This window comes from Roseobacter sp. EG26 (assembly GCF_049830555.1).
In the GTDB taxonomy this organism is placed as follows: domain Bacteria; phylum Pseudomonadota; class Alphaproteobacteria; order Rhodobacterales; family Rhodobacteraceae; genus Roseobacter.
In genome coordinates this window covers 52,487-72,295 of the sequence record NZ_JBNBLH010000002.1, presented here as the reverse complement: position 1 = coordinate 72,295, position 19,809 = coordinate 52,487, and the positions used below count along the sequence as shown (strand labels likewise).

Genomic DNA, 19,809 nt, shown 5'->3' with positions numbered 1-19,809 from the left:
ACATGACCCTTGCAAACTACACACGCATGATTGCCGCCGCCGTCACCATGGCGATGCTGGCGCCTCAGTCCACTGTGGCGGGCGAAGAATTCGCCCCGGTGCAAACGCTGGTGCTCGAAACCCGTGAAGCGCTGAGCTATGAGCCCGAGAAAGTCACGCTGCAAGGCGATGTGATGTATATTCTGGGGTCCAATGCAGCCGGCGTGGATGTCATCGAAATCCGCGATACCAAGACTTTGGATGTCCTCTCTCTCGCGCCCCAGGAGTTGCAGGTTGACGATATTGCAGCCGACCCGCGTGGCAATGCACTATACGTGATCGGGCACGACGGGCAGCTTAGCCAGCTCAATGTGCTGGACGCCAAGCTTGCCCCGATTGCGACGAAAAGCATGAAAAACCGGCTGGGGTATCCCAAGCTTTCCACCACGGCCGATGGCTTGCTGATCGTTTCAGGCCTGCGCACCGATTTCTCCGACGGATTTCTGGGCGCTCTGGATATCCGCGAACCGTCAGACCCGCAGATTCGCAGCGATATCTATGCCGGTGAAGCATGGGGGGGCGTTGCGGGCAGTTGGTTCGATGCGCGTTCGGGTGCCCTGTTTCTGAATGCCGCTTGGGACTCGCGGCTGTTGGCGCTGTCGACCGGCAAATCCTACGTTATGAGCGAATTCGGGGTCCAGACTGACAGTGGCAGTCTTGGCGATCCTTACGTGGTGTCAGCCCTGATGGGAAACCGCGGTTGCCGCAACGATGGTGCCACCAGCTTTCTGATTGCTGACCTGAACCGCGATGTGCTGACACTGGTGGATTACAACGAGCCATTTCAAAGCCTCGATACGCTCTCTATCGTCGAGTTCAACCTTGCCCCGACCCGCGCTCTGAGCCCTGCCTTGCCGGGCACGGATTTGCGCCTGCCAGCGGGGTTGCTCTCTTCATCCTGCGACCAGTCCGTTATCTTTCTGGGTAGCCGCACAAGCAACGAAGTCGCCCAGTTTGCCCGCAACGAATTCCTGTCATCGCTGGAACGCGTTGGCACGATCCGGCTGCCCGCACGCCCCGTAGATATCGATGTTTCCACTGCGGGAGATTTCGCCATTGCGGTTTCAGCAGAAAACCGCACCGTCATGCGCTTCTCTACGCCCGCCGAAGACGGAGGACCCAAAAGGATCATCGGGGATGCGGATGTACGCGCACTGCAACGCGCACTCACCGAAGCCGGATTACCGGTTGGTTCAATTGACGGGATCATTGGGGCCAAGACCCTGCGCGCGGTGCAGATTGCCGAAAAGAAATACGGAGTGAAGCTCGACGCAACAGGTGACATCGCCAAAACCGTCGAAACACTCAGGGAAGCGATCAAATAACCCGTCAGGACGAGATTTTCGAAGAAAAACACAAATTATCAGGACAGTATATGAAACCTCAAGTTAGCAGACCCGCTCTATTGGCCATGGCGCTTTGTGTTCCCCTGATTGCTTCGGGATGCCGACATGACGATCCCGGCAACGCCAACGTGTCGCAAGGATGGACAAAGGAAAATCGCTCTGACTGGTACTGGGCGACGCAAGGCTCGCGGCTGATCCCCGAAACATGGTTTGCTGCTCTCGAACAGGCGGGAAATAGTAATCCTTTCAGCGATATGGATCATTTGACCAGCTACGGATTTATTGCGCCACCCGAAAGCACCGGCGTGACCCGCCCCATCGGCTTTGCCAAAGACACGCAGGCGGATGAGGAATTCATAAACACTGGCCTGCGTTGGTACGAGGGCCAGAAAGGCGGCGAAAAGACGGCCGAGACCTGGATCGGCTTGAACTGTTCTGCCTGTCATACCGCCAAGATCACCTATCAGGGCACAGAGATGATCGTTGACGGCGGCCCCAGCCTTCTCGATTTCCAATCCTTCATCGAAGGTCTGGATGCGGCTCTGGAGGAAACCCGCAGCGACGCGGACAAGTGGGAGCGTTTCAATGCCGCGGTTCTTGACGGCAAGGACACGCCCGAAAACCGCGAGATGCTGGCGAAAGCCTTCGATCAGCTGCTGGCCTGGCAACGTCTGACCGATGAAATGAATGAAACGCCCGTGCGCTACGGCTATGGTCGGCTGGACGCGGTGGGCCATATTCTCAACAAGATCCTGATGTTCACGGGCGCCAATGCCAACAACGGGAACCCGGCCAATGCGCCGGTCAGTTATCCGTTCCTGTGGGACATCTGGCGTCAGGAGCGGGTCCAGTGGAACGGTGTTGCCGCCAACAGTCGCCTGAACCTGCCCGGCGACACGCTGGAATATGGCGCATTGGGCCGCAACACCGGTGAGGTCATGGGGGTTTTTGGCGAGGTGCTTATCACCCCCAATCAAGGCACCATCGACACGATCACCGGATATACCTCCTCGGTGAAGGTCAACAACCTGATGCGTCTGGAACAGATCATCCAGGTACTCGATGCGCCCAAGTGGCCGGATGCCTTTCCTGCCATTGACACTGATCTCGCCGCCAAAGGTGAAACCCTTTATCGCCAGAAATGTGCCAGTTGCCATCTGCTGCCGGACATGCAGGAAGAAGGCAAACCAACCGAACGGATGATCCCCTTCGAGAAGACCTCGAAGAAGAACCTCACCGACATCTGGATGGCCTGCAACGCCTATGTCTATCAGGGACCCACCGGTCCGATGAATGGCACAAAGGACAATGCCGGAAACGTCATGGGAGAGACCGCAACCGTGGCCAATATGCTGGGTGCCACCGTCAAGGGCGCGCTGCTGGGGTCCAAGGGGGACCTCGTCAAGGAGGCGATCCCGACCTTCTTTGGCATTCGCCTGCGTCCGGAAGTTGACCTGGCGCCCGGCCCGTTTGATCCACGCGCCGGGGAGCGGTCCACCTGTATGACCGAAAAGGATGTGCTGGTTCTGGGGTACAAGGCGCGCCCCCTTGATGGCATCTGGGCCACCGCCCCCTACCTGCACAATGGATCGGTGCCGAACTTGTATGAGCTGCTCCTGCCCGCCGAAGAACGCTCCAGAAGTTTCACGGTCGGAAATCACGAATACGACCCCGTCAACGTAGGCTATGTGACAACGGGTGGCGATTTTGAGCTGGTAACCCGTCAGGGCAACCGGGTGGTCGAGGCGGATTCCAATGCAGGTCATGACTATGGCGCCGAAGGGTTTTCCGAAGAAGACCGCCGCGCCCTCGTTGAATTCATGAAATCCTTGTGAGGCGATGACATGACCAGCTATTTGCAAAAACTGGATGCGGCCGCCCCGGCGGATCGTTGGAAGATGGCCCGCGGTTTTCTATTTGAAGAGCCGTTACCCTTCTTCTCCGAATTGCGTGAAAACCGTCCGGTCTTCGCCATGGATGAGGTCACTCTTGTGACGCGGTTTTCGGATTGCAACCTGATCCTGAGACGCCCCCTGACCTTCGGCGTCGATCTTTATAAGCCCAAGCAGGGCAGCTATTTCATGGCGCAGGATGACACCGCCCAACATTGGCGCGAAAAGTCGATCATGAAATCCATTCTCGACGTGGAAGACCTGCCTAAAATCCGTGATTTCGTGCGTGATACTGCTGACGAAGCGCTGGACGGTGCAAACGGCTCCATTGAACTGGTGCGTAATGTCACGCGCGGTGTGCCGGTCAGGCTGGTGCAGGACTGGTTCGGCTTTACCCGGTCAGACCCGGAAAAACTGATCGACTGGTCCTATTGGAATCAGCAGGATGCTTTCTGGAATCAACCTTTTGACAGTGTTGTCGAGGGATTGGATCAAGCCGGGATCATCGAGAACCGCAAGCGTGCCGGCGTGATGATGGGCATCTACATCGGACGGCTCGTCTTACGGCGAAGTGCCGCTGTAAAACTGGGCAGTCGCAGGGACGATCCGGTCTCCCGGCTGTTGCGCCTGTCATTCAGCGACGGCGTGGATTTCAATTTGCGCGATGTGATCTTCAACGTCGGCGGCCTGCTCATTGGCGCGGTTGAGACCACTTCACATGGTGTCTGCAATGCGCTGCGACATCTCACATCAGACCCTGCATTGTTGAAAGATGCCCGTGATGCGGCTTTGGGTGGCAGACCCGAAGACTTCGACGGATTTGTTTTTGAGGCTCTGCGCTTTAACCCTGCATTCCCCTATTTCTTCCGTGTATGCCACCGCGACACCGAACTTTCAGGCGGAACACCCCAGGCCGCAACAGTGCGCAAAGGCACGACGGCTCTGGCCGTGACGCATAGCGCCATGTTTGACCCTTCCGCGTTTTCTGAGCCCGAAAAATTCGATCCAACCCGTGATTTCAGCGACACCTATACCTTTGGCCACGGCATGCATACGTGTCTGGGGCGGCATATCGCGGGCGTCATGGTCCCCGAAATCGTCAGGCAAATCCTGCGCCGGGGGGATTTGGATTTTGGCAACGGTCCGGATTACAAGGGCAGCGCTGTGCCACAGGAATGGAACCTTTCCTACTCAGCCTGAAGGGCGTCAAGGCTCTCGTAAAACCAGGCAATGAAGGCCTCCTGCTCTTGTGTGAAACCAGTGGTCTTGCGCGCAAGATAATATCCCTCTTCCGCTTCAATTGGCGCAACCCTGAGACATTGCAGCCGCCCGTCCTTCAGTGCCATCTGGCTGATCAGCCTGTGGGTCAAAGCCACTCCGACCCCCGATACGGAAAGATCGACGGCCAGACCGTGGGTGTCCACAAACACCGACGCCTCGATATCATGAGGTGACTTCGCGCGTCGTGCAATGTCAGCCCAGCCGGTAGATATCCCGATCGGTTGGATCAGCGTGCACGCTTGCAATTTGGTCCAGTTCAGCGCGCCCTCATGGGCCGAGGCAAGGGAAGGGGCGGCAACCACATGCAGCTCTGACGGCCCCAGCAATTCTGCGCCCTGCCCGACGACATCTTTCGAGCCGAACCGGATTTCAATGTCGGCATTGGTGGTCGAAAAATCATCCGGCCAGACAGTTGTCACGATCTGCAAAGCCACATCGGGATGATCCTCTCGAAACCGGGGCAGCATCGGCGAAAGTATCCACTGGGCCACACTAGCACTGGTGGCAACGGTTAGTTTGGGTTTCGATATGCGGGGCTGAAACCGCTCGGTCGCCTGTGTCAGACGCCCCATCGCAGCGGCGACATCGGGCACCAGCAAGCGGCCTGCATCCGTCAACATCAGGGACCGGTGACCGCGTACGAACAGCTGCGTGCCCAATCGCTCCTCCAGCGCGCGTACATGCTGGCTGATGGCCGATTGAGTGAAACCAAGCTCTTCAGCCGCCAGTGTAAAACTCAAATGACGCGCGGCAGCATCGAAAGCTCGGAACCATGTAAGCGGTGGCAAGGACATTTTTCTTCTTTCGCATTAGATTTTTTAATGAACTCACATCGTTTTCTATCATTTGTCACGAGAAATTCTGCTCGATATGGTTTCTGAAAACCGGAGCAAGAGATGACACCAGAAATCCGAAAAATTGTGAGCTACACCGAAGACGTCCTCATTGAGGGCTTCAAGCCAGCCTCAGAACCCTGGCGTCTGTTCGCCGTTGCAGCCGTCATCACAAACCCCTGGGCCGGCCGCTACGTCGAAGACCTCAAACCGGTAATCCAGGCATTTGGTCCTGAACTGGGCGCGTTACTGACGCAAAAGATCACCGACCTGACAGGCGGTGGCGACAAGATAGAAGCCTTTGGAAAAGCAGGCATTGTCGGTCTCGATGGTGAGATCGAACACGCCTCGGGCCTGATCCACACCCTGCGGTTTGGCAATCATTTCAGAGAGGCCGTTGGCGCGAAATCCTATCTGGCCTTCACCAATATCCGCGGCGCTGCAAACACCGCTATCCAGATACCCTTGATGGATAAGAACGATGCCGGACGCCGATCGCATTATCTGACCATTCAATTCTCCATCGTTGATGCGCCGCGCGCTGACGAAGTTGTCATCGCATTGGGGGCGGCAACGGGCGGGCGTCCGCACCACCGCATCGGGGATCGGTATCAAGACTTGAAGGATCTGGGCCATGACCTGGACAATCCAGCCGCGGTCTGAAGGGCCAGGCGCATTGCATTACATCAGTGCTGGCGACGGGCCGCCCTTGGTGCTCATCCATGGTGTCGGTTTGCGGGCGGAGGCCTGGCAAGGGATGATCCCTCATCTGGCCCGACACTTCAAAACCTACGCGGTGGACATGCCCGGACATGGCTCATCCCCCTTAAACAACGCGCGTGCCCTTCCCGACTATGTTGCGCGTGTGCGCGCATTTTTAGCTGCCCTTGATGCACCATGCCACATCGCAGGGCATTCCATGGGGGCCATCATCGCGCTGCAAGTTGCCGGTGGCTGTGCCGGACAAATCAGCGGTGTCGCGGCATTAAACGCCATCTACCGGCGCGGGGATGCAGCCGCAAAAGCCGTGCGGGCGCGCGCCGCCGCACTGAAGACATCGGGCCGCGCCGATCCTTCGGCAACCTTGCAAAGATGGTTTGGAACGGACCCCGAAGGCGCGTTGCTGGATGCAGCAGAGGCATGCCGAGGATGGCTGACAGAAACCGATTTGCAAGGCTACGCCCGCGCCTATCACGTCTTTGCGCAATCAGATGGTCCCTCTGACGCACTGCTGCAGTCTCTCACTATGCCAGCCCTTTTCATGACCGGCGCGGACGACCCCAATTCAACACCGGAAATGTCTCGCCGGATGGCGGCAAATTCCGCAAAAGGTCACAGTCTGCTTTGCCACGATGCCGCCCATATGATGCCGATGACACACCCCCGGGAAGTAAGTGTTGCGATGATACGGCACCTGATCGGGGAGGCACCGTGATGCTGGACCCCAAGGACCTGCGGCAAGCCTTTGGCCGCTTCATGACGGGCGTCACGGTTGTGACGACCCGCACCGAGACCGGCGAAAACGTAGGCTTTACCGCCAATTCTTTTACCTCCGTTTCACTGGACCCTCCCCTCCTGCTGGTGTGTCCCGGCAATCACCTGTCCAGTTTTGACGCCTTCCGTCAGGCGACCCGGTTCGGTGTCAGCATCTTGTCGGAAGGACAGCAGGAGATTTCAAACACCTTCGCATCCAGCAAGGCGGATCGGTTCGCACTCTGTGACTGGGATCAGCCAGTGGGGGATATTCCCTTGATCACCGGACGCGCGGCCGGGTTTGTCTGTGACATGTTTCAACAAATCCCTGCCGGGGATCATCTTGTGCTGATCGGACGTGTCCTGCATGCCGATTGCACCCATCAGGACGGCCTTGGCTACGGGCCCGACGGGTATTTCACCCTGAACAAGGAACGCAAGGCCGAGGCACCGACCGCGCCACACACACGCGCCAGCGTGCTTTTGGATGACGGGGAAAATCTTTTCCTGACGCAAGATGACGGGCTTTTTACCATCTCCGTACCCACCGACAAAAGCCCGCTGAGGACACTCGCATCAGCACTCGCAACGGCAGGCATCGACGCCGAATTGAGCGTTGTTTACGCCACTTACGACGAAGGAAAGGCAGGACGGCGCATCGTCTTTCGCGGACATTGCAGCCAGAGGCCATCTGCATTGAAACTCGTGCCGATAGACGCCCCCGACGCCTCTGCCACCCCCGATCCTGCGATCAAGTCTTTGCTGCAACGCTTTGCAAGTGAACACAAAACCCAGAACTTTGGCTTCTACATCGGCAACGAACGCACCGGCGATGTCTTGCCGCTCAACGAAAGGTAGCGAAATGGATTTTTCCCTTTTTGCGCATATGGAACGGCTGAGTGCCGACCAGCCACACGACAAGATCTACGATGAATTCATCGGGCTGTGCAAAATGGCGGATGAGGGCGGCATGCGGGCCATATGGACGGGCGAGCACCACGGCATGGAATTCACCATATCCCCCAACCCGTTCACGATGATCGTTGATCTGGCGCATCAGACCAAGAATGTGCGGCTCGGCACCGGGACGGTCATCGTGCCGTTCTGGCATCCCATCAAGCTGGCGGGTGAAGCGGCGATGACCGATCTGATCACCGGCGGTCGGTTGGAAATTGGTGCTGCACGCGGCGCTTATTCCTATGAGTACGAGCGCCTGATGCCGGGCATGGATGCCTGGGATGCTGGTCAACGGATGCGCGAGACACTGCCTTTGCTGCCCAAACTCTGGGCGGGCGATTGCGCCTATGAAGGGACCTTTTACACCTTCCCCGAAACCACCGCCGCACCAAAACCTGTCCAGAAAGACGGCCCACCGGTCTGGGTCGCAGCCCGTGATCCCAACAGCCATGAATTTGCCGTGCACAACGGGTTCAACGTGCAGGTCACACCGCTCTGGCAAGGTGATGCGGAGATTACGTCGCTGATGGAGAGGTTTGACGCGGCCTGCGCGTCCTATGACGGCGCGCGCCCCAAAATCATGTTGCTGCACCATACTTATGTGGCTTCTGACGCGGAGGATGCGCAGGTTGGTGCAGAGGAACTCAGCCGCTTTTATAACTATTTTGGTGCCTGGTTTCAAAACAAGCGACCCGTCAAACAAGGCCTCATCGAAACGTTGACCGAGGCGGAGATTGCCGGGAATGCCATGATGGCTGCAGATACCCTGAGGCGTGATCTGACGATCGGAACCGCGCAGGAAGTCATTGACCGGCTCAAGCGATACGAAGATCTGGGCTATGATGAATTTTCATTCTGGATCGACAGCGGTATGAGTGCGGAGCGAAAACGCGCCTCGCTCAGCCGCTTTATCGACGATGTCATGCCCGCCTTTGCCTGATAACAGGACGACCAACATGAACAATCTGCCCCACTACCAACTCTACATCGCCGGCCAGTGGCAGGCCGGTGCCACCGGTCAGGTAATGCACTCGGTGAACCCCGCCGATGGCCAACCCTGGGCAAGTTTCGACTGTGCTGCCCCAGAGGATGTGGACCGCGCTGTTGCTGCTGCCAAATCTGCCTTAGAGGGTCCGGAGTGGCGCGACATGACCCAGACCGCGCGCGGCAAATTGCTCTACCGGCTTGCCGATCTGATCGCGCAGAACGCGGAACATCTGGGCCGTATCGAGACGACGGACAGTGGCAAACTGGCCTCCGAGACCATGGCGCAAACGGGCTATGTCGCTGATTACTATCGCTATTACGCGGGCCTTGCTGACAAGATCGAAGGCGCGGTCCTGCCCATCGATAAACCCGACATGCATGTCTACACCCAGCGCATGCCGATCGGGGTGGTCGCCGGGATCGTGCCCTGGAATGCGCAGATGTTCCTGGCTGCGACGAAACTGGCCCCCGCCCTAGCCGCAGGATGCACCGTTGTGCTCAAAGCCTCTGAGATCGCACCAGCCCCGATGATCGAATTTGCCAGATTGATTGATCAGGTAGGTTTTCCACCCGGCGTTGTATCTGTCATCACGGGGGATGCCGAAAACTGCGCGGTGCCGCTGACCCGACACAAGGATGTGGACCGGATCGCCTTTACGGGTGGGCCGGAAACCGCCAAACATGTGATCCGTAATTCGGCTGAAAACTTTGCCGTGACCACGTTGGAACTGGGGGGCAAATCGCCGATCCTTGTCTTTGATGACGCCGAAATCGATGCGGCCGCCAACGGTTTGATTGCGGGTAATTTTGGCGCGTCGGGACAGTCCTGCGTGGCCGGAACGCGCGGGTTGGTTCACCGGCCTGTTATGGACCGCCTGATCGCGGCGATCACGGAGAAAAGCAGCCAGCTTATTGTGGGCGACCCACATGATCCGGCAACGCATCTTGGCCCGCTTTGCACGGTTGCTCAGGTCGAAAGGATCGAAGACACGTTGCGCAAGGCGACCGATCAGGGGGCAAAAATCATCTTTGGTGGCGCAAGAGCCGATCAAGCAAGCCCGCATTACTTTCAGCCAACGCTTGTCGCGTGTAATTCGCCGCAGGTTGAAACACTGAAAACAGAGATGTTTGGCCCGGTGATGTCCCTGCTGCCCTTTGACACCGAAGAAGAAGCCATTGCACTGGCCAATGACAGTGATTTTGGCCTTGGCTCGGGGATTTTCACGACAAACCTTGCCCGCGCGCACCGTGTTTCCCGGCGCATCCGATCCGGCATCACATGGGTGAACACCTATCGCGCGATCTCCCCCATTGCGCCGTTTGGCGGCTTCAACCAATCCGGTTACGGGCGCGAGGCGGGCAAGGAAGCCATCCTTGATTACACCCGCGTCAAGACCACCTGGATCAATACGTCAGAGGCCCCGATGGCGAACCCTTTTGTCATGCGCTGAGCTTAGGGCTGCGGGTGTTCAGCCAAACGGCACCGGCTCACAAAATGATACAGACAGTGCTGCAACAATTGCAAAAACCTGCTGCGCCGATATGAAAGTCTCATGGGAAAGCGCATCGCAAGAATTGCTCTATACTTGGCGGTTTCGACAGCCTTGCTGGTTGGCGTGCTCTTGGTCAGCTTTCGCCTTGCTGCGGCACAGCGAGAAACCGAAGGGCTGGCCGATAGTCTGCCGCCGTTCGGAGAACTGAACGAGACGCGAGAGGGCAGGATTTTCACTATTGAGAAGGGCAAGCCGGATGATCCGGCAGTTCTTTTTGCCCACGGGACGGCAGCTTGGTCAGGTCTGTGGATGCCAACTCTGAGCGCCATTTCGGTGCAGGGCTATCGCACCATCGCCTTTGATATGCCCCCCTTCGGGTTTTCCGAACATGCCGCAGACCTCGACTACAGCAGATCTCGGCAAGCGGAACGGGTGATCGCGCTTTTGCAATCGCTGGATACAAAGCCCATCATGGTGGCGCATTCTGTTGGTGCGGGCCCGGTTACAGAGGCGGTCATGGCGCGCCCCGATCTTGTCTCCGGATTGATCATCGTTGACGGGGCATTGGCGCTGAACGGACACCTCACGCCCAACGAGGTCCCGGTTTTTCTGCGCCCCAAGAAGATGCGCTCTGCGCTTGTATCAGCAACGGCGACAAACCCGATGCTGACCGAGCGTTTCCTGCAGAATTTCATGTTTGTGAAGGATGTCGCGACCCCGGACGTCGTCACAACCTTGCAACGGCCCATGAAGCGTCTGGGCTATACGGAGGCGGTAGCGGCCTGGGTGCCACAACTGTTTGTGCCCCCGCAGAAAGCCGCGAGTACCCGTCCTGAAAACTGGCAGGCTCTTGCCGTACCATTGGCATTCATTTGGGGCGACCGCGACACCGTCACGCCACTCTCGCAGGCTCAGGCGCTGCAAAAGCTGGTGGCCGGGTCGCAGCTGATCGTCTTGCCAGACGTCGGCCATATTCCGCAACTGGAGGACCCCGGCAAGTTTCAGAATGCCCTGTTGGATGCGCTGGAGCATGTTAAAAGATGAATTTAGCGGGCACAGAAAGACCAAGGTATGACCAATCTCACGCGAAGAACTCTCTTGCTTGGTGCGGGTGGCGTTGCCGGGTGGACGGCGTCCGCCATGTTTCGCGCGCATCTGCCCATTTACGATGGCACCCGAGGGGTCGCATCAGCGCCGCCCGGCGACGTGCTCAATGATGCCAGCGAACTATCAGCCACACCGGTCCACAAGCACATTATCCTGACCCAGGACCCGGGCGACGCGCTGGTGGATGCGGTGCGCGCAGAAATGAAAGAAGCCGGTGCCGCCGGGCGCCCCTTCAACATCGGGGCCGCGCGCCATTCTATGGGCGGGCATGCCATTCCAAGGGATGGGCAGGCCATCACCTTCGACAACGGCAGCGTCGACCCTGACACGGGCAACGGCACTTTCAAAGTGCACGCGGGCGCCAGGTGGTCGCAGGTCATCGCGACATTGGACCCTTTAGGTTTCTCTCCCAAGGTCATGCAATCAAACAATGATTTTGGTGTTGCATCGACGTTCTGTGTGAATGCGCACGGCTGGCCGGTGCCTTTTGGTCCCATGGGCGCGACGGTCAGATCCATTCGAATGGTATTGCCATCGGGCGAGCTTGTCACATGCTCCCCCACCGAAAACAGCGCGCTTTTCGCACACGCCATGGGCGGTTACGGATTGATCGGGGCGCTTGTCGATCTTGAGGTTGAAATGGCCAAAAACACCCGGCTGACGCCGAGCTTTGAGGTCATGCCTGCGACCGCTTTCGCTACCGCTTTCGAGACGGCGGTGCAAGACCCGGCCGTGACGATGGCCTATGGCCGACTGAATGTCGAGCGCGGCGCTTTTTTCGATGAGGCCCTGTTGATCACCTACCGCGAAACACCCGATCAATCCGACCTGTCCGCCGCCTCCGGGTCCGGCGCCATGTCGCAGATCGCCAGCCGTGTCTACCGCGGACAATTGGGCAACGAGCGGATGAAGAAATTCCGCTGGTGGAGTGAGACGGTCGCCTTTCCCTCCCTTGGCGGGGGCGAGGTGACGCGCAACAGCCTGATCAATGAACCCGTTGTCACCCTCGACGACGGTGACCCGGCCCGGGTTGACATTCTGCATGAATATTTCGTCGGTTTTGATCGTTTCAACGATTTCCTGATCGCCTGTCAGGAGGTGATCCCCGCCTCATATCAGGAGTTCCTGAACGTCACTCTGCGTTTTGTGAATACCGATGCCCAAAGCACGCTGTCTTATGCGCCCGTTCCCCGCATTGCCGCCGTGATGTCATTCAGCCAGGAGCTAACGGCGCGCGGGGAAGCGGATATGCAACGTATGACACGTGAACTGATCGACCGGGTTGCAGAGATCGGTGGGGCTTATTACCTACCTTACCGACCGCATCCGACACGTGATCAGCTGGTCAAAACCTACCCGGCGGCACCTGCCTTTGCCGCTGCAAAACGCGAGATCGATCCTGATCTGCTCCTGCGCAACAACTTTTGGGACACCTATCTGGAAAGCCTATGACCCTTCTGCAAAAAATTGCCATTGGCTATTTCGTGGCCCTGATGATTGCGGCGTCAATCAACTACATTCCCGGTCTGACCGATGAGGATGGCCTCGCCTTTGGTATTTTCGCTCTGGACCTTTACGACGACGCGCTGCATGTGGCGTCCGCCCTCTGGGCACTTGTCTCTGGCCTGATATCGCAAAGAGCTTCGCGCAGCTTTCTGATCCTCTTTGGGGCCGCTTATCTGGGCGACGGGGTTTTCGGTTTCTTCACCGGTTACGGATTTCTCGATCTGGGAATTTTCACCAATGCCTCCCTGGGCCTCGATTTCTCGCTGGGCCGGATTCTGGCCAATCTGCCGCATCTGGCATTGGGCGGATTTGGACTGTGGGCGGGGCTGAAGGTTGAGCGTTCCGCATGAGGTTCTTTTGGCGCTGGCTTAAAAGACTGATCATCGCAGGTTTTCTGCTTGTCCTGCTGCTCTTGTCGCCAATCCTTTACGTGGAAACCATGTGTCACGGGGATGAGGAGGCCGAAGGTTACACGGCCCTTTTGCCTGCCGAACACCACAGATCGGAAGCCCGCACGTTGATGACCTACCCTGAATGGCACATCGTGCATGCCTATGATGACTATGCGCGGGTGATCGCGACCGGTGATCCTCACAACTTTGGCTATCTGCGTAGCATCGCGGGCTATTGGCAATCGCTCTGCGCTTTGACCGAAACCGCGAACCGCCACGGCGGCGTTGACGGCGAGACCAAGCAGCTTGTCTATGTCATTGGCGTCAGCTTCTCGCTCGAATTGCTTCTCAAGGCGGGTTATGAGGAGACCATTGGTCGGGCCAGCGCGCTCCTTCGGGGCAGTGACCGCGCGCCACTGGATGATCTTTCTGCCCGGCAAGCAGCTGATTACGCGCAGTTCCTGCAGCAGACGCCCTGGTACAAGTGGGATTTCACAAAAGCCGCCGAAGCCCTTGACGCCCAGCCTACGACCGTCTTCCGAGACCGCGAACGAAAACGCGCGCTGGGTATCGAATATGGAGGCAAAGCAGTCTATGCCAAGGCCATCGCCGCTGCCGTTGCATCAACCGGTGCGGATGAGCTGACCCTGCGCATGGTTGTGGACGGCCTCGGGGCGGTCACGTCAGATGACGTCAAGATCATCAAAGCGGGTGTCTCGGGCACTGAAATCGAGGTGCCGCGATACCGCAAACTGACAAAACTGTTGCAATCAATGGCCGCAGATGGCGTGAATTTCATCGAGATCGCGGGGAATAACGACATTCTGTTCACTGCCATCGGCAACGCACCTGAGCATCCGGACGCCATTCACAGTTTCGCCCGACAAGGGTACGGCGATTATCGGCATCTGATCCTGCTCAAAGTGAGCGATCTGGCGGAAAGACTGCGTCAGTTGCCTCAATCTGGTCTGACGCTGGAACATATCCATGACTATTAGGACCATCCTGATTGCCCTCCCGACGCTTTTTGCGGGCTGGATCGCCGTTCTGGTCTTTGTAGGGTTGATGACAGATGCCGCACCTGCATCGGTCGTCCTTTTTCCCAGCCAGTCATTTCTGGCGAACCTGCCGTCCGATGTGAGCATCATTGGGTCGTCGCGCGTAAGCGTGACGCTGGTTTCAGACCAACCGAAGTTTGCCGGCGCTCTCTACGGCAGCGGCGCATGGGTGGTTCTGCCCGCAGGCTTGCCCGGGTGCTTGCCCTTGCCAAAGAATGCGCATCCTTCCACAACCGGCTAGGGTGCCGCGTGGTGGCTTCTTTGATGCATTAATGCCATGGCATCCCAAATAGTACTTTATCTTGGCTGCAAGATCGACGGGAGACATCGCAAAGTCTCGGCGATATGATCAGCCGAACATCCATCAGAAGCGAGGCTTCAAAATGAAAATCGGGCAACTGGATCATGTGAATTTGCGTACCAATAAATTGGAAGAGATGGTGGCGTGGTACAGCAATATTTTGGGGCTCAAGGACGGCCCGCGCCCTGATTTTCCCTTTCCAGGCGCTTGGATGTATGCAGGGTCGACGGCCGCCGTTCATCTTGTCGCTGCCGGTGGAGACGAAAGCGTGGGTTCCGAGAGTGATCTCAAACTTGAGCACTTCGCCTTTTCAGCCACAGGATCAGCGGAGTTTGTCGCGCGCCTTCAGGAGAATGGCGAGAAGTTTCATCGCAATGAACTGGCCTCAATCAATATCGTGCAGTTCAATATCTGGGATCCGGACGGCAATCACATTCACGTCGATTTTCCGTTGGATGAATAACCTAGGGCGATAACTCAAAGATCGTGGCGTAAACGAGCCTTTCTTCGACAATACGGCGCTGGCCGACGCGGAGGCCACGGCTGCCACCAATCGTCTGATCGGTATAGTAGCGCTCGAATTCCCGCAGCATCAGCCTGCCGGGTCGACGGCCGGTATCTGGCAGCGTCGCTTCAGGGTTCCAGATCGGTGGATCAATGAGGTCGGTCAGCGTGCCCAGCGCGCCGATGTTACGTGCAAGCTCCGCATTCAACGTGACCGATCCGCTGGAGCGGGTGGCAATCGTGCGGGATGCGCGCGCGGCCACCGCAGGGCGTCCAAAAATACCGCCGGGGTTGAAACCCGGCGTGACAGTAAACCCACCGCCTGACCCGCTGACAACGGCGCTTTCCAGCGTTTTTTCATCACGCCATGCCATGTCGCTGTCGATCTCAGGATCACGGGTTTGCAATACCAGCTCGAAGCGATTGCGCCCGGTATCGAAAGGACCGTCCGCCGGGGACATTCCAACCAGCGGCGATTCCACGTTAAACTTCATCGGGCCCCCAACAGGCACCGGCCCGTATACGCGTACGCCCACGGTATCACCGTCGCGACTGAAAACCGCGCGCCTGCGCGGCAGGACCTGCGCAAATTCCGCCGTAACGACCTTGGAAATTTTCTGCCCCGGCAGCGCATTGGGTTGATATCGGACGACGGCCAACCGCACAAACGGCATGTAGGACGCCCCTGGGTTCAGCTCGACATCGCAATACCACAGCCTGCGCTCGGAATCCCAATGCACCCGATGCCCCACAATCATGACGGATGCATCATCGGGGAATTCCTGCAGTCTCGCGTGCTCACTATGCACACGGGCGCTGAAATCGGTGCTGCGAGCACGGGATTTCGACACAGCCGTCTCCCATATCGGGTCGAGCCCCCATTGCGTCACGTGGGTCTGCATCTTGTCAGGGATATCCGTGAAACGCCCGTTTTCCGCGTGCAGCACAACGCCCAGTAGCTCCCCGTCACCCGACGAGAACCAGGGCCTGTCCAGCCAGATGCGCAAACCGTTGCCCAGCCGGGTGATATCGGCACCCTTGGGGGTCTCCTGATTGCGCCAGCGGAACGTCGGCACCACGTAAAGAACCCGGGGGTCGTCAGGGGGTTCACTGGCCGGCACCACCTTGAAACTTCTGTCAGCGCCAGATTGCCTGAGCACGGGCGCACCGGCATCATCCGGCGCACCGGTGACCACCGCATCGCCAACCGGGACAGGACCGAGGCGCGTCACAAGCTCGGGTTTCGCATAGAGCGACGGCGGCAAATACTCCCGGAACCGGGTTGAGGCAAGCAACTGATAGGAGATCAGCCGGAACTTCGTATCGCCAAACTCATGCAAATCGCCGCGGGCGCGGGGTCGCTGAGAATCCACATCCTGCGCCGACACAACCGCCCCCAGAGGGAATACATTTTCATGATTTTCAGTGAGATGAATTTCCGAAAGCTGCCCTTTGCGCCAGACACGTTCCGGCGCCTCCTTGTTCAGATCGTCAACCCATTCATGCCATTCGGCCTGTATCTCGAATTTGCCCGTGGTTGGACCATGCAGCCTGATCTGGCGGCAAATGATCCGCGCGGATTGCGCCCCGACTTCGCGCTGAATGCCAGGCTTGATCATCTGCGGCAGGCAGATCGGCTGCTGCGTTGCATGAACAAGGGTCAAAGCTCGGAAAGGTGTCAGCATCCAATGACACCCAAGAAGCCCCATGTCGCGCACAAAGTCGGGATCGACCGTGTCGCGCCCCCACTCCACAATGCCAAATGAATCTATGTGATCAGAATGTGCAAAGCTGGAATACCTCAACCGCGCAATTCTGCCTTTGGGCAGAAAGAGCGTCAGGACCCGTTTTTCATCATCCCACTGCGGCTCCCCGTCGTCAGGGAACTCTTCCTTGCAGGGCAATTCGGTCAGCGCCGCTGCACGTTCGGCCAGAACGATGCGAAACCCAAGGCTGTCAGGCCAGGGCTTGGCATGGCTGATGATCATCACCAGTTCGCCGTTGGGCGCTTTGAGAACAACGCAACCGGGCCCAATGGCCCCGGGCGCGGAAACGCCGGGAATATTCTCTCCCGGCATCCCGCGCAGGGCTACGCCCGCGGCGGCCCCATCCGGCAGATAGGGCGGGATGATCTGCGCTTCGCGGTGGATCACGTATTGACCGGGCGCGATCCTCTCTCCGACCGGATTATCCGGGCTGGGTAATGCAGGTGGCACGTCTTCGGTCTTTGCGATGCCTTCCAGATTTTTCGGCGTCACCAGTTCGACGGTCGCCCCCGGCCCTGAATCGTAAAGCGTGCCGTCCTCGCGTGCCGCGATTTCATACCCTTTCTTGATGTCATCCCACGCGCCGAAGAACGGATCAAAAAGCCCATGTGTTTCGCATTGCTGCTGGGATGATTTCGGCGGAACCACATGGCGTTCATTCTGCGCGGTATACTCGAAATCCGCCGAAGGATCTTCTGCGATGGATGTGCTGAAATCCGGTGTGGACAGATACTGCTGCGGGGTCGCGTCAAAATTCGACCGGATCACCATGCGCTCCAGAGATTCGCCTTCCGAGAGATGCGCCCGCCCCATGAGAGCGGGCGGGTCCACTGGTTCGAACCGCCAATAACCAACAGCATCACTTGCCTGTTCCAGCGGGTCCAGCGTCGGGTCGTGCAGAGCAAGGCTGTTGCCCGCCACATCCACATATCGTGCCCGTAGCCGGTAAAGCTGACCAAAGCGCAGTTTTGGCAAACTGCCCTTCTGCACCCGGTAAGTGACAGCAAGATTATTGCGCTTTTCGGCCTTGTCCGTAACGTCGGAGGGGGTTTCCGTCTGTAGCTGCGTGCCTTCGACGGTCCCGGATCTGATCGTCCTGCCAGGACGCGGTGCCGAAAGGCTCCAGCCAGTCCAGCGAAAGAGGGATTCGTGCAGATAGTGATCATCAGGGTTTGCGCTATCCGATTCCGAACGGGTCGTGGAGGCTCCGGAAACATGGCCTTCATCCGGTCCAAGCTCGAAGGTGTGACCAGTGGAGATGACCTCGTAGGTCCCCACCCGCGCATTCAGACTGAACCAGTCACCCGCTGCATCTTCCTTGGGAACAGCCGCCACATCCACGCGGAAGCCCCGCATGAGGTCTTCGGCAAAAAAGACAACATCCTGCGCGTTGCCAGCCTCAACGGCCTGATTTTTTTGGGCCGCGGCGGCAGCGTCAAGCGCCACTTTTTCCGCTCGCCCATGTTGCGAAACCCCCAGGCCCCCGGTGCGGAGCGCGGCAACGGGCTGTCTGTCGCCGGTGGTATATGTCACCTGACCGTCCGGTCGCAGCACATCGAGGTGTTTGGCAACGAGGTTCTGGGTGGAAAGCGTGAAGTCGACGGTTTTCAGCGCCGCCCCATCCGGGTCCACCTGGTAGATGTCAAAGAGCCCGTCATGCTCTTTGTTCACCACCCCCCAGCCATCATCGCTGTGCTCCAACCGCAGCAGGCCACGGTCCAGGTCATCACTGCGTGGCCGGGGCACAAACCGCTCGTCATCAAGGTAGAAGGCCGTGCGCGGATAGCCATCCGCACTGTCGTCGCGACCATCCGCCCAATTCAGCGCAAGCGCCATGTTCCCCAGAACAGGAGATCCGCCCGAAACCAGCAGGCCATCAGGATCCTCCACGGCGAAATCAACGACCAGACCAAGCGCCCGCTGCAGTTGCGGATAGCTGCCATAAGAGGCGGCAATGCGGTGGAAATCATACTCCGGCACCTCCGGCGGTGGTGGCAGGTTTTCGAATTTCGGAAAGCGCATTTTGCGCTCTTCCTCAGAGGCGATTTCACGGCTGTAAAAGCGGTTCGCCTGATACATGGTGTACTCGGCCTGACTGCTGAAATTATCCATCAGCGCAGCGTCAGGCTTTGCAACCAGTGGTCCCGACGGGCCGCTAGGCCGCGGATCATACCAGTCAGGCGGCAGGGCGCGCTGCGGCGCGGAGCTTCCGGTTGATGGCAATTGCCCCTCTTCCGCACCGACCTGCGGCACATCGAGCTTGTAAACGCTGCGTATGCCAAAGACTTGGCCGTTTATTCGTTCCTCGGTCTGGTTGTCCTCGCCGCCGAAAAAACGCGAAAACCCCGGCAGCGCGACTTCGATTGTGCGGTCATCGAACGGGATAAGACGGGTGCGCGTTCCCGCATCCGACAACATGTCCTTGAGATCGGGGTGCGCATTTTTCCACGGCAGGAGGGTCGGATGATTTGACGCTGATTGCTCTGCCAGGCGGGTGTAGTGCTTGCGCAGATACCCCAACATGTTGCGCACCGGGAAGGAGCGCAGATTCTTGTCGCTCATATCCATGAACTCGAACCCCGCCACCGGCGTTTCCGGACCAAAAAGCGTTTTCCAAAGATCGCTATCCGGCTCCGACAATCGACGCATTTCCAATGTGCCCGCCGCAATACGCAGACCAAAACGGGCCTGTTCCAGCTCCGCCGGCCAATCCAGAAATCCCGGGAAAGCGGTCAGGCTCTGCTCATCAGCAGCTTCGGGGGTCAGGCGCGGGCTGAGAATGGCGGAGACACGTAATTTGCCCTCATGCTCTTCACCCTCGGGCACCCGACCGTTCGGTGTGACGGTCCAAAGGAGCGTTCGTTTTGCCATGTC

The 19,809-nt window shown here is 58.3% G+C and carries 16 protein-coding genes; 14 read left to right on the top strand and 2 right to left on the bottom strand.

Annotated elements, in window-relative coordinates; all coding sequences use genetic code 11:
- The first annotated feature begins 2 nt into the window (after window positions 1-2).
- From ACOTTU_RS05980 to ACOTTU_RS05970, 3 genes are read left to right on the top strand one after another with little or no spacing between them, the layout of a single operon-like run.
- Window positions 3-1,364 carry a peptidoglycan-binding domain-containing protein gene (locus ACOTTU_RS05980; RefSeq protein ID WP_425656592.1) on the top strand — a complete coding sequence of 454 codons (1,362 nt, stop codon included), beginning with the start codon at window positions 3-5 and terminating at the stop codon, window positions 1,362-1,364.
- 50 nt (window positions 1,365-1,414) lie between these two features.
- A complete protein-coding gene (locus tag ACOTTU_RS05975; protein ID WP_425656589.1) occupies window positions 1,415-3,220 on the top strand; it encodes a di-heme-cytochrome C peroxidase in 1,806 nt (601 codons plus the stop codon).
- 9 nt (window positions 3,221-3,229) lie between these two features.
- Window positions 3,230-4,477, top strand: a complete 1,248-nt coding sequence (locus ACOTTU_RS05970; RefSeq protein ID WP_425656587.1) for a cytochrome P450 — start codon at window positions 3,230-3,232, stop codon at window positions 4,475-4,477.
- Here the strand turns inward: ACOTTU_RS05970 and ACOTTU_RS05965 are convergent.
- On the bottom strand, window positions 4,465-5,352 hold the full coding sequence (locus ACOTTU_RS05965; protein ID WP_425656585.1) for a LysR family transcriptional regulator: 888 nt from the start codon (window positions 5,350-5,352) through the stop codon (window positions 4,465-4,467). The genes ACOTTU_RS05970 and ACOTTU_RS05965 overlap by 13 nt on opposite strands.
- A gap of 102 nt (window positions 5,353-5,454) precedes the next feature.
- On the opposite strand from ACOTTU_RS05965, the gene ACOTTU_RS05960 reads away from it, so the two are divergent.
- The 11 genes from ACOTTU_RS05960 (at window position 5,455) to ACOTTU_RS05910 (ending at window position 15,128) form a co-directional block, all read left to right on the top strand.
- Window positions 5,455-6,054 carry an amino acid synthesis family protein gene (locus tag ACOTTU_RS05960; protein ID WP_425656584.1) on the top strand — a complete coding sequence of 200 codons (600 nt, stop codon included), beginning with the start codon at window positions 5,455-5,457 and terminating at the stop codon, window positions 6,052-6,054.
- The gene (locus ACOTTU_RS05955; RefSeq protein ID WP_425656582.1) at window positions 6,026-6,826 is read left to right on the top strand and encodes an alpha/beta fold hydrolase; all 801 of its coding nucleotides are present in this window, start codon (window positions 6,026-6,028) and stop codon (window positions 6,824-6,826) included. The genes ACOTTU_RS05960 and ACOTTU_RS05955 overlap by 29 nt, the downstream gene beginning before the upstream one ends.
- The gene (locus ACOTTU_RS05950) at window positions 6,826-7,722 is read left to right on the top strand and encodes a flavin reductase family protein (protein WP_425656581.1); all 897 of its coding nucleotides are present in this window, start codon (window positions 6,826-6,828) and stop codon (window positions 7,720-7,722) included. The genes ACOTTU_RS05955 and ACOTTU_RS05950 overlap by 1 nt, the downstream gene beginning before the upstream one ends.
- Before the next feature lie 4 nt (window positions 7,723-7,726).
- A complete protein-coding gene (locus ACOTTU_RS05945; RefSeq protein WP_425656579.1) occupies window positions 7,727-8,761 on the top strand; it encodes an LLM class flavin-dependent oxidoreductase in 1,035 nt (344 codons plus the stop codon).
- Between the two features lie 16 nt (window positions 8,762-8,777).
- On the top strand, window positions 8,778-10,259 hold the full coding sequence (locus tag ACOTTU_RS05940) for an aldehyde dehydrogenase (RefSeq protein WP_425656577.1): 1,482 nt from the start codon (window positions 8,778-8,780) through the stop codon (window positions 10,257-10,259).
- 102 nt (window positions 10,260-10,361) lie between these two features.
- Window positions 10,362-11,345, top strand: a complete 984-nt coding sequence (locus tag ACOTTU_RS05935; RefSeq protein WP_425656575.1) for an alpha/beta fold hydrolase — start codon at window positions 10,362-10,364, stop codon at window positions 11,343-11,345.
- 27 nt (window positions 11,346-11,372) lie between these two features.
- Window positions 11,373-12,860 carry an FAD-binding oxidoreductase gene (locus ACOTTU_RS05930; protein ID WP_425656573.1) on the top strand — a complete coding sequence of 496 codons (1,488 nt, stop codon included), beginning with the start codon at window positions 11,373-11,375 and terminating at the stop codon, window positions 12,858-12,860.
- On the top strand, window positions 12,857-13,264 hold the full coding sequence (locus ACOTTU_RS05925) for a hypothetical protein (RefSeq protein WP_425656572.1): 408 nt from the start codon (window positions 12,857-12,859) through the stop codon (window positions 13,262-13,264). Before ACOTTU_RS05930 ends, ACOTTU_RS05925 begins: the two co-directional genes overlap by 4 nt.
- Window positions 13,261-14,304 (top strand): hypothetical protein, encoded by a 1,044-nt coding sequence (locus tag ACOTTU_RS05920; RefSeq protein ID WP_425656570.1) that lies wholly within the window; start codon window positions 13,261-13,263, stop codon window positions 14,302-14,304. Before ACOTTU_RS05925 ends, ACOTTU_RS05920 begins: the two co-directional genes overlap by 4 nt.
- Complete coding sequence (locus ACOTTU_RS05915) at window positions 14,294-14,605, top strand: hypothetical protein (RefSeq protein ID WP_425656568.1); 312 nt, start codon at window positions 14,294-14,296, stop codon at window positions 14,603-14,605. The genes ACOTTU_RS05920 and ACOTTU_RS05915 overlap by 11 nt, the downstream gene beginning before the upstream one ends.
- Window positions 14,606-14,747: 142 nt before the next feature.
- On the top strand, window positions 14,748-15,128 hold the full coding sequence (locus ACOTTU_RS05910) for a VOC family protein (protein WP_425656566.1): 381 nt from the start codon (window positions 14,748-14,750) through the stop codon (window positions 15,126-15,128).
- Between the two features lies 1 nt (window position 15,129).
- Here the strand turns inward: ACOTTU_RS05910 and ACOTTU_RS05905 are convergent, their stop codons facing one another.
- On the bottom strand, window positions 15,130-19,806 hold the full coding sequence (locus ACOTTU_RS05905) for a hypothetical protein (protein ID WP_425656564.1): 4,677 nt from the start codon (window positions 19,804-19,806) through the stop codon (window positions 15,130-15,132).
- Between the last annotated feature and the right edge of the window lie 3 nt (window positions 19,807-19,809).

Coding starts and splice junctions, on each gene's coding strand:
- ACOTTU_RS05935 (WP_425656575.1), top strand. CDS start 10,362: ATGGGAAAGCGCATCGCAAGAATTGCTCTATACTTGGCGGTTTCGACA.
- ACOTTU_RS05910 (WP_425656566.1), top strand. CDS start 14,748: ATGAAAATCGGGCAACTGGATCATGTGAATTTGCGTACCAATAAATTG.
- ACOTTU_RS05920 (WP_425656570.1), top strand. CDS start 13,261: ATGAGGTTCTTTTGGCGCTGGCTTAAAAGACTGATCATCGCAGGTTTT.
- ACOTTU_RS05915 (WP_425656568.1), top strand. CDS start 14,294: ATGACTATTAGGACCATCCTGATTGCCCTCCCGACGCTTTTTGCGGGC.
- ACOTTU_RS05950 (WP_425656581.1), top strand. CDS start 6,826: ATGCTGGACCCCAAGGACCTGCGGCAAGCCTTTGGCCGCTTCATGACG.
- ACOTTU_RS05940 (WP_425656577.1), top strand. CDS start 8,778: ATGAACAATCTGCCCCACTACCAACTCTACATCGCCGGCCAGTGGCAG.
- ACOTTU_RS05975 (WP_425656589.1), top strand. CDS start 1,415: ATGAAACCTCAAGTTAGCAGACCCGCTCTATTGGCCATGGCGCTTTGT.
- ACOTTU_RS05970 (WP_425656587.1), top strand. CDS start 3,230: ATGACCAGCTATTTGCAAAAACTGGATGCGGCCGCCCCGGCGGATCGT.
- ACOTTU_RS05965 (WP_425656585.1), bottom strand. CDS start 5,352: ATGTCCTTGCCACCGCTTACATGGTTCCGAGCTTTCGATGCTGCCGCG.
- ACOTTU_RS05980 (WP_425656592.1), top strand. CDS start 3: ATGACCCTTGCAAACTACACACGCATGATTGCCGCCGCCGTCACCATG.
- ACOTTU_RS05960 (WP_425656584.1), top strand. CDS start 5,455: ATGACACCAGAAATCCGAAAAATTGTGAGCTACACCGAAGACGTCCTC.
- ACOTTU_RS05925 (WP_425656572.1), top strand. CDS start 12,857: ATGACCCTTCTGCAAAAAATTGCCATTGGCTATTTCGTGGCCCTGATG.
- ACOTTU_RS05945 (WP_425656579.1), top strand. CDS start 7,727: ATGGATTTTTCCCTTTTTGCGCATATGGAACGGCTGAGTGCCGACCAG.
- ACOTTU_RS05930 (WP_425656573.1), top strand. CDS start 11,373: ATGACCAATCTCACGCGAAGAACTCTCTTGCTTGGTGCGGGTGGCGTT.
- ACOTTU_RS05955 (WP_425656582.1), top strand. CDS start 6,026: ATGACCTGGACAATCCAGCCGCGGTCTGAAGGGCCAGGCGCATTGCAT.
- ACOTTU_RS05905 (WP_425656564.1), bottom strand. CDS start 19,806: ATGGCAAAACGAACGCTCCTTTGGACCGTCACACCGAACGGTCGGGTG.